This is a genomic window from Flavobacterium bomense, from assembly GCF_003970355.1.
Window position 1 is genome coordinate 41,433 of sequence record NZ_RYDJ01000008.1, and the last position, 17,035, is coordinate 58,467.

Annotated in this window: 13 protein-coding genes, 1 other RNA gene and 1 pseudogene; 9 read left to right on the forward strand and 6 right to left on the reverse strand. The window is 33.5% G+C overall.

The features are described from left to right. Nucleotides 1-193 precede the first annotated feature (193 nt). The 3 genes and pseudogenes from EKL98_RS08525 to EKL98_RS08535 form a co-directional block, all read right to left on the reverse strand. Nucleotides 194-401 (reverse strand): annotated as a pseudogene (locus tag EKL98_RS08525) (transposase); the annotation flags it as partial. Nucleotides 402-605: 204 nt separating this feature from the next. After that, nucleotides 606-1,655, reverse strand: coding sequence for an AMP-binding protein (locus EKL98_RS08530; protein ID WP_126562042.1), 1,050 nt, complete (start codon nt 1,653-1,655; stop codon nt 606-608). A 41-nt stretch (nt 1,656-1,696) separates the two neighbouring features. Continuing rightward, on the reverse strand, nt 1,697-2,608 hold the full coding sequence (locus tag EKL98_RS08535) for a CPBP family intramembrane glutamic endopeptidase (protein WP_126562043.1): 912 nt from the start codon (nt 2,606-2,608) through the stop codon (nt 1,697-1,699). Between the two features lie 98 nt (nt 2,609-2,706). Between EKL98_RS08535 and EKL98_RS08540 the strand changes: the two genes are divergently transcribed. After that, nucleotides 2,707-3,051, forward strand: coding sequence for an arsenate reductase family protein (locus EKL98_RS08540; RefSeq protein ID WP_126463362.1), 345 nt, complete (start codon nt 2,707-2,709; stop codon nt 3,049-3,051). A gap of 106 nt (nt 3,052-3,157) precedes the next feature. Further along, entirely contained in the window at nt 3,158-5,602 is a 2,445-nt protein-coding gene (locus tag EKL98_RS08545; protein ID WP_317125383.1) for an outer membrane beta-barrel family protein, read from the forward strand. A 125-nt stretch (nt 5,603-5,727) separates the two neighbouring features. Here the strand turns inward: EKL98_RS08545 and EKL98_RS08550 are convergent, their stop codons facing one another. Then, nucleotides 5,728-5,892, reverse strand: a complete 165-nt coding sequence (locus EKL98_RS08550; protein WP_091170588.1) for a hypothetical protein — start codon at nt 5,890-5,892, stop codon at nt 5,728-5,730. A gap of 250 nt (nt 5,893-6,142) precedes the next feature. Between EKL98_RS08550 and fumC the strand changes: the two genes are divergently transcribed. Further along, on the forward strand, nt 6,143-7,540 hold the full coding sequence (gene fumC / locus EKL98_RS08555; protein ID WP_126562045.1) for a class II fumarate hydratase: 1,398 nt from the start codon (nt 6,143-6,145) through the stop codon (nt 7,538-7,540). A 208-nt stretch (nt 7,541-7,748) separates the two neighbouring features. Here fumC and EKL98_RS08560 read toward each other — a convergent pair whose 3' ends face one another. Next, nucleotides 7,749-8,756, reverse strand: a complete 1,008-nt coding sequence (locus tag EKL98_RS08560; protein ID WP_126463369.1) for an LLM class flavin-dependent oxidoreductase — start codon at nt 8,754-8,756, stop codon at nt 7,749-7,751. A 171-nt stretch (nt 8,757-8,927) separates the two neighbouring features. Next, on the reverse strand, nt 8,928-10,130 hold the full coding sequence (locus tag EKL98_RS08565) for an NAD(P)-dependent oxidoreductase (RefSeq protein ID WP_126562046.1): 1,203 nt from the start codon (nt 10,128-10,130) through the stop codon (nt 8,928-8,930). Between the two features lie 248 nt (nt 10,131-10,378). On the opposite strand from EKL98_RS08565, the gene EKL98_RS08570 reads away from it, so the two are divergent. From EKL98_RS08570 to EKL98_RS08595, 6 genes are all read left to right on the forward strand, one after another. Next, a complete protein-coding gene (locus EKL98_RS08570; RefSeq protein ID WP_126555487.1) occupies nt 10,379-11,578 on the forward strand; it encodes a serine hydrolase domain-containing protein in 1,200 nt (399 codons plus the stop codon). A gap of 106 nt (nt 11,579-11,684) precedes the next feature. Further along, nucleotides 11,685-12,081: a transfer-messenger RNA gene (ssrA, locus tag EKL98_RS08575) on the forward strand. A 593-nt stretch (nt 12,082-12,674) separates the two neighbouring features. Further along, nucleotides 12,675-13,259: a DUF6088 family protein gene (locus tag EKL98_RS08580; protein WP_126562047.1), complete on the forward strand. Its 585-nt coding sequence runs from the start codon at nt 12,675-12,677 to the stop codon at nt 13,257-13,259. Nucleotides 13,260-13,355: 96 nt separating this feature from the next. Next, nucleotides 13,356-14,201: a nucleotidyl transferase AbiEii/AbiGii toxin family protein gene (locus EKL98_RS08585; protein WP_233589399.1), complete on the forward strand. Its 846-nt coding sequence runs from the start codon at nt 13,356-13,358 to the stop codon at nt 14,199-14,201. A gap of 436 nt (nt 14,202-14,637) precedes the next feature. Then, a complete protein-coding gene (locus EKL98_RS08590; protein ID WP_126562048.1) occupies nt 14,638-15,483 on the forward strand; it encodes a site-specific integrase in 846 nt (281 codons plus the stop codon). Between the two features lie 477 nt (nt 15,484-15,960). Next, nucleotides 15,961-16,968, forward strand: a complete 1,008-nt coding sequence (locus EKL98_RS08595) for a helix-turn-helix transcriptional regulator (protein WP_126562049.1) — start codon at nt 15,961-15,963, stop codon at nt 16,966-16,968. Nucleotides 16,969-17,035 lie beyond the last annotated feature (67 nt).

The window sequence follows — 17,035 nt, forward strand, 5'->3', positions numbered from 1 at the left end:
AAGCGTTTTTTCTTTTTTTATGATTGATTTTTTAATGGAGGTTCAATAAACCTACTTTAGGCTTAGCTAGAGTCCTTTTAAGTAACTCTGGTAGATTGCATTTTTCTTATATTAATTTAAATATTCTTTTTAAATTGACTGTGAAAATTGTTATTTCACCTGTACAGTTTAAACCGGAATGGTTCTGGATTTATTTAAAAAACATGTTGTAACGCAAACCTTCCACTACATCAACATCCGAAACGCTACAAATTGTTTTAAGAAGCAAATACTTAAACATACGAATTGGGACTTTCTGCCATACGTCCATTATTGGTGCAGTATTTATTTAACAATTTGTCATAAATTAAGGGAAAATCTATTAAATCATTGATCTTTCTCAAAAAATTATTCTTTGGAATAAATAAATCATAGACAAAGAATGTTCACTGAAATGTGTTGATTACTGTTGTAGTAACATCTAAAAAAACTCTTATAATTAGAACTAAACATACCAAAAAAGAGGATAAATCCTAAGATTTACCCTCTTTTTATTTATCGATTTATTCGGAAAAAGACTTTTTCAGCGCCCTCGTTTAGGCGGATGTTTTTTTATTAAAAACAATTTAAATACTTTCTGTAATTTCTTTTCGTTTTATTTTTCCGTTTTGTGTTTCAGCGAATTTTGCAACAAACAAAACTTCTTTTGGTTTTTCATACTTATCCAAAACATCAAAAACAGTTTCAGCTATAATTTGTTGTTCCCCTTCAATAATCAATACTAATTTTTCTCCTAAAACAAGATCTTGTTTTGCAGTGACAAAAAATCTGGAATGAATCATAGTAGCTAATTTTTCCTCGATTTGCTCTGGAATTAATTTAATTCCTCCGCTGTTTATGATGTTGTCAATTCGACCTAAAAAAATAAATTGGTTCTCATTGATCAGTTCTACTAAATCATTAGTAACAATTGCTTCGCTTGAAATTTTAGGTGCATTAATAACCAGACAATCTCTGTCGTCTTTAGCTATTTTTATATTAGGTAATACTGAAAAAGCCACCTCACCTATTTCCTTTGCCGCAATATGCGTGATGGTTTCCGTCATTCCATAGGTCTCATACACTTTGGTTTTTAATTTACAAAGTCCTTTTTCAAGAGTTTTATTCATTTTAGCGCCGCCAACAATCATTTTTTTGACATTCTTCAACATTGTCAATGAATTTTGAGCCTGTAAAGGCACCATGGCAACAAAATCATATTTAGTTTCATTGTTTAACAAAGGATGTGAACTTGGCGCAACAAAATCAATATCAAGACCCAGGATAAAACTTCTTACAAACATCATTTTTCCGGCTATATATTTAGTTGGCAAACAATGTAAAGCTTTATTACCTGGTTGCAAATCAAAAAAATCACCGGTTGCAATGGCTGAATTTACCATGGCTTGTTTTTCTATTCGAATCACTTTTGGGATTCCAGTGGTGCCTGATGTATTCAATTCTAGATAGGATTTGTTGTCAAACCAATCTAGGATAAAATCACCCACAGCTTTTTCATATTCTTCCCCTTCTTTGATAAAACTATACGCTACTCTGCATAAATCGTTTCGATTTAGATGGTAACCATTCATTTTAAATAGATTATGAACATTTTGATACGTAATTGTATTGACCATGATTGCGTTTTTTTTTATAAATTATTGAAACTGTTCTATTACTAAATTTTTCCAGTTAATTTTTCTTTCCAATTTTTCCAGTTGTATTTTCTACTAAAGATAAATAAAAGTATCGGGTAAATAAAAACAACCGGCACAATAACATCTAATCCCGCAGATGGATCCGAAATATCCTTAAAAACAGAATGTGTCTGAAAGGCAGACCAATCCGAAGTGACCAGCAATGCACCCACTAAATTATTAGCTGCGTGAAATCCCAATGCGAGTTCCATACCCTCATCCATCAAGGTAATCATTCCAAGAAACAATCCGGTTCCTATATAATATACTAAAATAATAGGACCAATCTTAGTTACTTCAGGGTTAAACCAATGCATTCCCCCAAAAATAACAGAAGTCATCAGCAAAGGAAACCACTTGTTTTTAGCAAGGTTCGCAAATCCCTGCATCAAATAGCCTCTGAAAATATATTCTTCAGAACTAGTTTGTATCGGAATTAAAACAATACCGATGAGAACCAAAATAGCAAATGGAACAGGCTTAAAATTGATCACAAAATCACTTGGACTATAAAAATAAAATAACAACGTAGATACAACAGTAAATGCCGCCCAAATTAAAAAGGAAAATACGATTCTCTTCCAGTCTACTTTAGCTCTTGAAGTAGTTACCGAAAGTAGCGTTTGATGATGCAAATAACGCACAACCAAAATAATACTTCCCATGAGAACCACAAATGGAATCAGGACTAAAAACAGGGTTAAATTGGGTTCAAAAAACTGCATTACGGCTTCATTATTTAAAGGATAAGGTTTTCCTTTAACTGTTGTTTCATAAATTAAAAGAATTATAAGTGGCAACTGACCCAAAGTTGAAGCAAAAATAAATATAAATGACCCCTTAATATATTTCCAAAACGTATTCTCTGATTTTAAACCCTGCGCTATAAACATCTATTTTAATTTAATTTTATACTTGATTAGTTTCACAAACGTTATTTTTGTTACCACTAATCTAATGCTTTTAAACAATTATTTAAAAACGACTAAATATGATACAAATATACCATAATTCACGTTGCGGAAAATCTAGAAATTGTCTTGCATTAATAGAAAAATCAGAAAAAGAGTTTGAAGTAATCAATTATCTGACAAGTCCGCCCACTTTTGAGCAATTGTCTGCAATTATAAAGAAACTAAATATAGCACCAATAGCATTGGTTCGTCAAAAAGAAAAAATTTGGATTGAAAATTTTAAAGGAACAACGATGAATGAGGAACAAATCATTCAAGCTATGCTATCAAATCCAATTCTGATAGAAAGACCCCTGGTTATCATGGGAAATAAAGCAATAATAGGAAGAGATTTAGAAAAAGTAGAGGCCTTTATTTCCTAAAATTCTTATTTTTTTAATTAACATTTTTTTATGATTTGTACTATTAAACCATCTCTTACTTTTACAATCTAACGACTGTAACCAAAGTTTTTTTAAAATGAAAAAAATGAAATCTGTTTTAATTCTAGTGCTTTTCTTTACTACACTATTTAGTTTTGCCCAACAAGCTCCCACCCAAAAAATTAAAATTTCCGGTAAAGTAATAGAAAAAATCAGCAAACAACCCTTAGAATATGCTACTATAACATTCCTGAATCCTAACAATCCAAAACCGGTTGCCGGAGGAATAACAAATCCAAAAGGAGAATTTGATATAGAAGTTATTCCAGGTGTTTACGATATTAATATTGAATTTATTTCTTTCAAAGTAAATGAAATTAAGCAAAAAAACCTTCAGGTTAACACCAGTTTAGGATTGATTAGTTTAGAGGAGGATGCGAATCAATTAAATGAGGTTATTATTCGATCTGAAAAAACTACTGTCGAAATCAAATTAGATAAAAAAGTATACAACGTGGGTAATGACCTGATGGTAAAAGGTGGAACTGTAAGTGATGTGTTAGACAACATTCCTTCTGTAGCGGTAGATATTGAAGGAAATATAAGTCTTCGTGGAAACGATAATGTTCGCGTTCTTATTGATGGCAGACCCTCAAATGCCATAAATATCGCGGAAGCCTTGCGATTGATTCCTGCGGATGCCATTGAAAAAGTAGAAGTGATCACTAACCCATCAGCACGATACGATGCGGAAGGTGGTGGTGGATTATTAAATATCATTTTGAAAAAAGGAAAAAACCGAGGTTTAAACGGAACATTTATTGGCTCGGCAGGTTATCCTGAAAATAATGGTTTGAGTGGTACATTAAATTATAAATCTGACAACTTTAATCTTTTCACTACTCAAGGATACAACAAGCGGAACAGTCCAGGAAACGCTCTTACAAATACCAATTATTTAAATGCGGACAACACTATCAACAATATTGTAAATGAAACCCGAGAAAATGACCGATTTAGTAAAGGATACAATGGAAATTTTGGAATAGAATTGTTTTTAAACGAGACCACCGCATGGACCAATACATTCAATTACCGAAAAAATAACGGAGATAATCGGGATAATGTTTTTCAGAATTATTTTGAAGCAGACAATACTTTTGATTACACTCGCAACCGAATCAATTTAGAAAACAGTGATAGTGAAAATGTAGAATTTGCAACTAATTTTACTAAAAAATTCAAAAAAGAAGGACATAAATTAACCCTTGACGGTTCCTTTTCAACTAGTAAAGACCTCGAAATAGCAGTAATTACGGATAGAGCTACCAATACCGCTAAGGTAAAATTTGACAACACCCTCAACAACCAAAGTCAAAGTCGAAATTTACTACAGATGGATTATGTGTTGCCTATTGGCGAAGGAGGTCAGTTTGAGGCTGGATATCGTGGTGATTTTTCAGAATTACTCACGGATTATCAAGTTGAAAATGACGGCCTAATCAATAAAAACTTCACCAATACATTAGAATATAAGGAGAAAGTGAATGCTGTTTACACCCAATATGGAATGAAAATAAATAAATTTTCTGTCTTAGTAGGATTGCGTTTTGAGGATTCTAATATTAATATCAATCAATTGGCAACTAATGATTTTAATACTAAAAAATACAATAACTTTTTCCCAAGCGCCTTCTTTACTTATGAAATCTCAGACAAAAGCAGCGCTTCGGTAAGCTACAGCCGAAGAATACAAAGACCAAGAGGACGAATGTTGAATCCATTCAGCAACTTGTCTAGTAATATCAATATTTTTGTGGGAAATCCAGATTTAGATCCTGCTTTTTCAGATGCTATTGATTTTGGTTATATCAAAAGATGGGATAAACTTACCTTTAATACATCCCTATATGTAAATAAAACAACAGATGTTTTTCAATTTGCAAGAAGAGAATCCGGAGATTTCGTTAACGGCATACCAATAACAATCAGTTCACCAATTAATTTAGCTACAGAATATAGAGCAGGTTTTGAATTCACGTTAAATTATTCTCCGTACAAATGGTGGAAATTAAACGGGAATTTCAATTTCTTCAGAAACGAAACACAAGGAGATTTTGTTTATACTGATTTCAACAACAAAATAATTACACAAAATTTTGACAATATCGCAACATCATGGTTCACCAGAATCACCTCAAAAGTTTCGTTGCCGTACAAAATTGACTGGCAAACGAATGCGACTTATAATGGTGCAGAAAAAAGTGCTCAAGGAAATCGTCTAGGTGTTTTTAGTGCAAACTTAGCATTCAGTAAAGATATCATGAAAGACAAAGGAACGCTTTCGTTTAATATCAGCGATGTATTCAATTCCAGAAAAAGAATGATGGAAACAAACCTTCCCGGATTTGCAAACTCCTACGGTGAGATGCAATGGAGAGTCAGACAGTTTAGTTTGTCATTCACATATCGTTTTAACAAACCAAAAAACGAAAAAGAAAAACAGCCTAAAAAATTGCAAAATGATAACGAAGGAGATTATCAAGGATAATAAAGTAAGGACTCATGAAAATGGGTCTTTTTTTTTATAAATTCATCAGAGCTAATAAAATTGAAAAGTAAAAGCATAAAAAAAGGACTCCTTTTCAGAAGTCCTTTTTTTATTTAACAAACAGATTATACTGATTGTTCTTTCTTTGCTTTTCTTTCTTTATACATTTCCCATAAAGCACCGCCAATCCAATATTGAACGAAACCTACAAGAAAAAACATTAACCAAAATCCTATAGTAAGGATGGTTAAGAAAAGTAAAAAGCCTAAATACTGTGAAAATTCAAACATGTTTTCCGGAATTTTTGAATGTAGCCACAAATGTAAGTTTAATTCCTTTTCGTACCAATAAAAAACCATAAAAACTATCAATCAATTTTTATAAAAAAGGAATTATCCGTATTTTTGAACTCAGAATTTGGAGCTATTTCCCGCTGTACGCTCCAATCTTTTCTTTTTGAAAATAAAAAGAAAAGGATTTCCGTTGCCATCGGGGCTAAAAACGTAATAAACAACATAATTATTCTTAAATAACAACAAAATGAAATTCAGAATAGAAAAAGACACCATGGGTGAAGTGCAGGTTCCCGCTGACAAATACTGGGGTGCACAAACAGAACGTTCCAGGAACAACTTCAAAATAGGCCCATCAGCTTCCATGCCAAAAGAAATCGTGGAAGGTTTTGCATATCTTAAAAAAGCAGCGGCGTATGCCAATTGTGATTTAGGCGTTTTACCAGTCGAAAAAAGAGATGCCATTGCTGCGGTTTGTGATGAAATTCTAGCCGGAAAACTAGATGATGAATTCCCATTGGTAATTTGGCAAACAGGTTCTGGTACACAAAGTAATATGAACGTGAACGAAGTAGTTGCCAATCGTGCTCAAGTTCTTAAAGGATTCAACATTGGCGAAGGCGAACAATTCATCAAAGCCAATGATGATGTGAATAAATCCCAATCTTCAAATGACACCTTCCCTACCGGAATGCACATTGCAGCCTACAAAGCAGTAGTTGAAGTTACTATTCCCGGAGTTGAAAAATTAAGAGACACGCTTCATGCCAAAGCAGTTGAATTTAATACAGTAGTCAAAATAGGTCGGACACATTTAATGGATGCTACGCCACTAACATTAGGTCAGGAAATTTCAGGATATGTAGCACAATTGAACTACGGTTTGAAAGCGGTTAAAAATACATTGGCACACTTATCCGAAGTGGCTTTAGGAGGAACAGCCGTAGGAACAGGATTGAATACTCCTGATGGATACGATGTAAAAGTTGCCGAATACATCGCTGAATTTACCGGACATCCATTTGTAACTGCCGAAAATAAATTTGAAGCACTTGCCGCGCACGATGCCATTGTAGAAACGCACGGTGCCTTAAAACAACTAGCCGTTTCATTGAATAAAATTGCCAATGACGTCCGTATGCTGGCTTCTGGACCACGTTCCGGAATTGGAGAAATCCTTATTCCTGAAAATGAGCCGGGATCTTCCATCATGCCAGGAAAAGTAAACCCAACACAATGTGAAGCATTGACAATGGTTTGCGCACAAGTGATGGGTAATGATGTTTCCATCTCTGTGGGAGGAATGCAAGGTCATTATGAATTAAATGTTTTCAAACCTTTGATGGCTGCAAATTTCTTGCAATCAGCCAGATTACTTGGTGATGCTTGTATGTCTTTTGACGAACATTGTGCACAAGGAATTGCACCTAACTACAAACGTATTCAAGAATTAGTTGACAACTCATTGATGTTAGTTACGGCTTTGAATACTAAAATTGGGTATTACAAATCAGCTGAAATTGCACAAACTGCACATAAAAACGGAACAACTCTCAAAGAAGAAGCTGTTCGTCTAGGCTACGTAACTCCAGAAGATTTTGATGCTTGGGTTAAACCCGAAGATATGGTGGGAAGCCTTAAATAATTAATTATCAATGTTGAATTTTTAATTATTAAGCTGTAAATTAGAAACCCTGCAATGTAACGTTGCAGGGTTTCTTTGTATCTATTTATATTCTAAATAGCAAAATTTAAAAATTGATCTTTGCTTACATGGCTTATCTGATTATTTTTTTTCATCATATAAGTCAATTAAGTTTCTTTATGCTTTGAGAAAGAATGTCTTATAGTTTTTATTTCTTATTAATTGTATCCATAACTTCTTTCATGATTCGAATGCTTTTCAATTTGTCTTCATGATCAAAAATTGGGCTTGTAATCATCAATTCATCAATTTGCGTATATTCGATAAATTGTTTCAATTCTGTTTCTAATTTCTTTTTGCTTCCTACAAACGAACAAGCAGTCATTTGATTCACATGAAAATGTTCTTCTTCACGCATAATCCCATCTAGCGAATCAACAGGCGGTTGCAATTGTTTTCTATCATTCCGAATCAAGTTCAAAAACATTTGAGTCAAACTGGTTGATAATTTTTCCGCTTCTTCATCCGTATCAGCAGCTATGGCGTTTACACAAGCCATAGTTTTGGGTGCTTCTAAAAATTGGGAAGGTTTGAAATTTTCTCGATAAAACTCAAATGCCTGATGCATTAGTTTTGGCGCAAAATGACCGGCAAAGGCATACGGCAAACCATTGGCAGCAGCCAAAGCAGCACTATCCATACTGGAACCTAAAATCCAAATGGGAACATTCGTTCCTTCGGCAGGAAAAGCGCGCACTTTGGCTATAGCATTATCTTTAGAGAAAAATTCTTGCAGTGCGGCAACATTTTGAGGAAATCGCTGCGATTGCTCAAAGAAATCTTTCCGAATCGCTTGTGCGGTTAATCCATCTGTTCCCGGCGCTCTTCCTAATCCTAAATCAATCCTGTTGGGAAACAATATTTCTAAGGTTCCAAACTGTTCCGCTATAATTAACGGAGCATGATTGGGCAACATTATTCCGCCGGAACCTACCCGGATATTCTGAGTCTGGCTGGCAATATAACCAATCAGAACAACCGTTGCTGTACTGGCTACATTAGCCATATTATGATGTTCGGCTAGCCAAAAACGGTCGTACTCTAAACTGTCTGCCAGTTGCGCCAGTGCTGTTGTTTTTTTAAATGTTTCGTTTGCATCGCTATCTTGAGTAATTAATGCTAACTCTAATATGGAAATTGGAATCTTTTTAGTCATTATAAATTTCTGATTTTATACAAAAATAATCATTTTCGGTCGAGCCAAAAATTGTCTGGTGTTAATTGATTTATAATATTATAAAACCAAAAAAAAACATGTCTAAAAACTTTTAATAAAAAAAACCGGCAACGTTGTATTCAGGGCTTTTGGATTCATAAGAAAAAAGATTTATTTTCCATCAACATAATTTTGTAAATAACTAAATCGTGGAGTCAGTTTTCCGTTTTCAGTTATTTTGGCTCTTTGCAAAATTCCATCTTTATCTCCATTGAAAAATGCAGGAATTACATGTTCCATGAACATTTCTCCAAATCCCTCACTGGCATCTTTAGGCAATTCACACGGCAAATTATCAACTGCCATAACCACAATTGCCGCAGGATGAAACACATCCACTTCTTTATCTTCATTTGGCACATACCCATAGAGAGGTTCAGCAATTGTTGATGATCTGAGGGTGCAGGCTATTGGCCCATTCACATCACAAGAAACATCTGCCACTACTTTGATCTTGCAATCATTGGATTGAAGCATTTCTCGGGTCAAAATTACCGGAGCCTCATTGGCATGAAAATGTCCTGTTATATAGATATCAGACACTTTTGTAAATCTTTCGAAATCAGAAACATATTCTTTTGGATTGTGATAAAAATCAATAAAATCTAAAACCTGCCCGTCTTTTCTTTTGTTATATTCTAAGACATCTATTTGAGTATAAACAGGCTGCGAATAGTTTTTAGTTAAATAATTCTCCACCGAAACTTCCTTTATTTTTATAGCATCCAAAATTTCTTTGGCTCCGTTTCCCACTTTTCCTGTTCCTGTAATAACAAATTTTAAAGGCGGTAATACTAATCGTTTTAAATGAGCTATTAAGGCTTCTTTACCGGATAATGTTTCTGCTTTTGGCAATTTGAACAATTCGAATTTTATTCCAAAAGCACGAATACTGTTGTATGCCCCTACTATCCCTGCATAACGACCAAAACCAATTAACCTGCGATTGTTAGCATCTACAATTGTTTCATAATCGTACAAATCGATATTTTTTTCTAAAACAGCCTGCAATAATTTTTTGTTATAGGGCTGTTCTTTTATGGTATGCGAAAAAAAGAAATAGGTTTTGTTAGGAATCAAATTTTCTACCGGTACTTCTTTTACCCCAAACAAAACATCACAATCACTGATATCATCAGTCAATTCGATGCCTTGATTTTCATATTGAGAGTCGGTAAAAACTCTAATATCAGAGTATTCTACCTTTACCATACACTCTTGATACTGTTGTTTCAGCTTTATTAATTCATTAGGTGAGAAAACAACTCTTCTGTCCGGCGGATTTTTCCGTTCTTTTAAGATTCCAAATTTCATACGTTTTGAATGCTTTTGATTTAGTTTAATATAACTTTATATCGTTTATTTGTTACAAATGTAACAAATAAACGAATTTGAATTTATTTTAAAATTAAAATCTGCAGGCAGTACACTCCTAGTCACTGAAGTACAAAATGATACAAAAATGAGTACCCTGTCTACTGATAAAATAGTGTTAAGGTTTAGAAAAAATAACAAACAAAAAGGCTTTGATTCTATATATTTGCCTTTCCAGCACCACAGAAATGAATTTTATAAAAAAAACAAAGATACTACATATATACCTCCTCTTTTTGATTTTGAGCTCCTGCGCCAAGGAGAAAAAGAAAGTTGAATTAAGTGATGCCCAACTTCCAAAGAGTACATTGCCTAAAATGAAGCCGTTAACAAACCTAGAGCCCAAACTTACCGCGGAATATGTCGATTCAAAAAGAAAAGAAATAGACTCTTTTTACAAAAAAAATTGGCCCAATAACAGCGCAAATGGAAGTTTTCTGGTTGCTAAAAACGGTCAAATTATTTATGAAAAATATGAAGGGTATGCAAATTTCAAAGATAAAACAGTCATTACTAAATCTACGCCGCTGCACATTGCATCTGTCAGCAAGGTTATTACGGCAACGGCTATTTTAAAATTAGTAAACGCAAAAAGAATCGAATTGGATCAAAAGGTAAATACAATCCTGAAGGAATTTCCTTATCCCGAAATTACGATAAAAACATTATTGAATCACAGAAGCGGCATGCGTAATTACGCCTATTTTACAGATCGAGACAAAACGATATGGGACCGACACAACATACTTTCCAATCAAGACATACTGACGATCATGGCTACAAAAGACATTGGTTTAGAATTCAAAACCGATACCCGTTTTAGTTACTGCAATACCAATTATGCCATGTTAGCACTAATAATTGAAAAAATCACAAAACTTCCCTATAAAGAGGCTATGAAACAAATTATTTTCAAGCCACTTAATATGAAAAATACGTATGTTTTTGATTATGAAAGAGATAAAGATACTGCCGTTACATCCTACAAAGGAAACAAAGTCGAGATAGGAAAAGATTACCTGGATGCCGTTTATGGAGATAAAAATATCTATTCTACACCACGTGATTTATTAAAGTTTGACAGAGCCAGAAATAGCGCTGCTTTTTTAACACCTGAACTACAAAGTCAGGTATATAAAGGCTACAGTAATGAACGCAAAGGAACAAAAAATTATGGTTTGGGGATTCGAATGGTCAATTGGGAAACGGGACAAAATTTTTATTTCCACAACGGCTGGTGGCATGGAAATACTTCAGCCTATATTACTTTGAGAAAAGAAGGAGTTACTATTATAGCACTTTCTAATAAATTTACACGAAAAACGTATAATGTACGAAAATTAGCTGTTTTATTTGGCGACTATCCATTCAAATTAAGAGATGAATAAAAAAAAGAATGATTTTAGAATAGTGATACTAGATTTGCAATAGTAATCCCAATAAAAAGTGTAAATTTGCAAACTTAAAATTCAGGATTGGAATTTTAAACAAAAAGGGGTCGACTGGTTTTGACAGCAAGTCGAATTGATAAGTAAGCACGTCGAGCATTGAGACCTTGCTCGTAAATATAAGATCTTACCATTTTACACGGCGAAAATAACTACGCTTTAGCTGCATAATCCGAATTATAGTACGATTAAGCCACGTTCCTATCAGATAGGAAAGCTGGATTCTCCTTGAAAGCCTTGGTTTGTGGCGTTCAGTTTAGGAGAACCGTAAAAATAAACCTAGATTTCCATGAGCTTCGGGTGGATTTCAAAATTAAGAAGATAAGTATCGTGTGGCTGTTTCTGGCCTAGCACAGTATCGAAAACTCAATCAGAAAATAAACGCGTAGAAAGCTTTTTAGTTGCTTGTTTGGACCCGAGTTCGATTCTCGGCGACTCCACTGGATGGGATGATTGAAAAATCATCCCTTTTTTTATTATATAAAAACAAACCTTTTTCCTTCATTAATAGGTGATTACGAGACAATAAATCAATCATTGTAGGTGTTCGATAGATACCATCCTGATAGTATAAGTTGCTGTCGAACACCAGTTTTACAAATTCTCTCTTTTGGGTAATATTAGCTCGATTATATATTGATTTTAAATCAACAAGTAAATCCAAGTTTTTTTGTAAAATTGTAAGTGTATGTTTATCTACTTGGCTTAAACGAGTAATAGAATTTTTGCAAGATGTGATTGCAGTACTACACTTAACGCTGAATTGTCGTATGGTCAACCTGAACTCCCCTCATTTTCATTATTTCCTCAACATCACGATAGCTTAACTTAAATCAAAGTTTGAAATATACAGCTTGAAGAATAATAGATTGTGAATAGCAGTGACCTTTGATATTCATGGATCGAATGATTTAAAAGCGCTAAAGATAAAAAATTATTTTAGATTAGACAGAACTAAATAGAGTTATGTAAAACATATTGCATGAATTTTCAATAAAAATATATGCAATTAAATAATATTTATTAACTTTGTAACATGAATAAATTACAAGAATTAAAAAAACATTTAAAACGAGGAAAAGTATACCGTAGGGCTGATTTGTCCAAATGGTCAAAATCCGTTGACCGCCATTTAGATGAGTTGGTGCAGGAAGGCACTTTGCAAAAACTGTCACAAGGCTTATACTATTATCCCGAAGTAACAGTCTTTGGAGAAACACCTCCAGAAGAAGAAGTATTGGTGCGCTCTTTTCTCAAAGACAAACGTTTTTTGATAACTTCCTTAAATGCTTATAATTCTCTGGGAGTAGGAACCACTCAGTTATACAACAGCAAAACGGTTTATAACCACAAACGTCATGGCGATTTCAACCTCGGCGATATGACATTTTCATTTAGGGTAAAACCTCACTTCCCATTAAAAGCCACCCCAGAATTTTTATTGGTAGACCTGTTAAACAATCTCGACCAATTAGCTGAAGACCCAAAAGAAGTAGTGTCAAAAGTGAGATTGAAAGCAAAAACAATGGATGCTAAAAAACTAAAAAAATCACTTCAGGAGTACGGCAGTGTTAAAGCAAAAAAAATGTTGGAACCTGTTATAACAGCACAATATGTCTGATTACTTACACAACCATAAAAACTTCCGTGATCTGCTCCGTATTGTAGGAGCAGAATTAATATCGAACCTGGACTTATCGAAAAAGACTATTGGATTATGCATGTGTTGTTCGGGCTAAAACAGGAAGGGTTTCAATTCGAACTCAAAGGAGGTACTTCTCTATCTAAAGGGTATGGAATCATACACCGTTTCTCCGAAGACATCGCCCTCCATATCAAACCACCGGCTGAAATGGAAATAAATGAAAACCCAAACAACAATAAGCCCCGGAATATTCAAAAAAGAAAAGATTTTTATGATGGATTGGCAGATGAAATAAAAATAAACGGAATCATAGCAGTAAAAAGAGATGAAACATTTGACGACCTAAAGCAATACCGCAGTGGAGGCATACGATTACATTATGAGAGTATAATGGAAACAATTGAAGGAGTTAAAGAAGGAATTTTACTGGAAGTTGGATTTGACACGGTAACACCAAACAACCCTCTAACAATATCGTCTTGGGCATACGAAAAAGCAATACAGCAAAAAGTAGACATAATTGACAATCGGGCTGTAGATATTGCCTGCTATCACATTGGGTACACTTTTGTCGAAAAACTACAAACAATTGCAACCAAATTTAGGCAGGAGCAGGAAGATAAAATAGAAAGACAAAATTTGATACGCCAGTACTACGATGTCTATAGTCTGTTACAAGATAATACAGTAAAATCATTCATAGGCACAAAAGAATATCAGAAACACAAAGAAGCTCGTTTTCCTCCCAAAGACTATGAAATACCCATTGCTGATAATGAAGCTTTTTTATTGAAGAATTTAGAACTTAGAGAGCGATTTATAGAACGATATAAAAAAACAGCTAAACTGTATTACAAAGGCCAACCTGACTTTGACGAACTACTTGTTGAAATCGGTAAATGGGTTGAGAAATTGTAGTTTTCTAAATTAAGCCATGCTCTTGAATAATTTTAAATCTAAATATTTCATTATATTTGCTATGGATGGATTCGAAAATTTTCGAGTCAAAATTGAGGAGCAAAAGCAAGACCCTAGGATAATAAAAGTTATTAAAACGTAACAATATCAACCGGTTAGAAATGGAATACAAATCCCTCTTTCTCCGCTGGTTATTTCAAAAAACCTACCAAAACCCTTTAAATCCTATGATTTAGAGGGTTTTTTAATTTACTCCCTATCCAAATTATTCATAGTTTCTCATTCTAAAGGAGTACAATTCGGGGCACTATAAAATTTCAAAAACATTGTACCCCTACCTATGTAAACCCTTTTGAAACAAGGGGTTCATTCATTGAACATCTTGTTTTGAGTTGATAGTTTTTCTAAATTTCTATTAACTTAAAGGTTACCAATTATGGACAATCCAATTTCAATCCTTTTTTATTTAAAAAGAGTCAAAGTCAATGCTCAAGGTTTGGTTCCAATTTTTCAACGAATTACCATCAATGGTAGACGACTGGATAACAGCACCGGCAAGTTTGTTGACCCAGACAAATGGCACTCCGAAATGTCTAAAATGAGAGGGACTTCGGAGGAAGCTCGTTCAATCAATGGACATCTTGACGATTTAAAATCAAAGATTTTAAATGTGGAGAAAAATTTAATTAAAAAAGACATCCCGGTAAACTTTGAATCCTTCAAAAATGAGTTAACCGGTAAAAAAGAAAGGGAGCGAATGTTAATTCCTATCTTCCAGGAACACAATCGTAAAATCAAAGAACTGGTGGGTCAGGAATACGCACCTGGTACACTGGAACGCTATGAGACTTCGTTAAAACACACTAAAGATTTTATTTCTTGGAAATACAACATCACGGATATCAATATTGAGAAGATCGATCATTCCTTTATCACCGAATATGAATTCTACTTGCGCAGTGAACGAAAATGTGCCAATAACACTGCTGTAAAATACATCAAGAACTTCCACAAAATCATCAACCAGTGTTTGGCCAATGGATGGCTAAACAAGGATCTTTTCGCCAATTACAAAGCAAAAGTCAAAGAAGTCATTCGAGAGTTCCTTTCTGAAGCCGAAATAGAGCAAATGATAAACAAAGAATTTGTTTCCGAGCGATTGGAGCTCGTTCGCGATATATTCGTTTTTAGCTGCTTTACAGGCTTGGCATATATCGATGTAAAACAATTTTCCCTTCCAATGGAAACAGAAAAAAATAATGAAAGTAAATCTTTGCGATAAGTACCCAAAAACGGTACCTATCGCAAAAAGATACTTTTTAATGAATGAAATAACCTTCCGAAAACAAATAAAGTATATCGAGTTAAACCAAATGCATTTGGAACCAAAAGGTCTGTTGAGTCTGAAGGAATTTCCAGATTTTATTGAATATCTGTATAAAATTAATTCAAGAAAGAAAACCAGATTAATATAGTATATACCGGTAAATGAAGCCATAAAAGCCAAATATATATTATCAATAATTTATGAAAATTTAATTATTATTTCCACAATGTGGAAAACCGTAAAACATAAAGATTTTAATTCTATAAATTTGAAATATTTAAGCAAAACACTGTAAATAAAACACAAGGGTTTACTTACAGTAATAATAACCAGTTCAAAATTTGAATAGGTTTATTTGTTTAAAATTTATAGATTTACAAGGTGATTTATTTCAACACTTAGTTGTAAATCAACCTATTTAGACTCATAAAAATGTTTACAACAAAACACCAATTAGTCCGGTACAACAAGCTAGACAAATGCTTTCAAAACTTTGGTAAAGAATATAGCATCGAAGATCTTCTCGATTCGGTAAATGATGCTATAATAGAATTTGATCCAAATAGCTCTGGTGTTGAAATCAGAACCTTACGTAAAGATATTAGTTTTATGAGAAGTTCATCGGGATATGATGCACCTATTGAAACCATTAAAGGTGCTACTGGTTTCTATTATCGCTATTCTGATAAAAACTTCTCCATAAATAAAAGTCCACTCAATAATAATGAAGCAGAACTATTAAAAAATGCAATATCAATTTTGCAAAGATTTGAAGGCAGCCCAGAATTCGAATGGATAAATGAAATAGCACCATTATTAAATGACAAATTTGGGTTGAAAAATAATGAAAACAAGGTGATGTCATTAGAATCTAATATTGACTATAAAGGGTATAATCTCATAACCCCAATTTTCAATGCAATAATCAATAAAACAGTTATCAAAATAAAATATGAACCATTCAACACTCCTGAATATGAAATTACCTTCCATCCATATTTTTTAAAACAGTACAATAGCAGATGGTTTGTTTTTGGATATAATGAATACAATGATAATTCACAATGGAATTTGGCATTAGATAGAATAAATGGTGATATAGAAAAAACAAATAATAAATACAAAGAAGACACTACTAACTGGAATGATTTTTTTGAAGATATGATTGGGGTTTCAAAAGGACAAGACGAACAATCAGAAGAAGTAAAACTTATTTTCAATAAAGGGCAAGCCCCATATATAAAGACAAAACCATTCCATAGTACTCAAAAAATGAAAGTTTTAGAGGATGATTCTTTGGAAATACGCATCAACGTTATAATAAATTATGAGTTGGAAATGAAAATACTATCTTTTGGTGAAAAGGTAAAAGTTATTACTCCAGAAAAATTAGCACTCAAAATAAAAGAACGAATCAAACAACAGCTAAAAAATTATTGAATCTTGGTGTGTATCTATAATGCACAGAGCCCTTTTACATTTGCATTATAAATTTTAAATATAATAT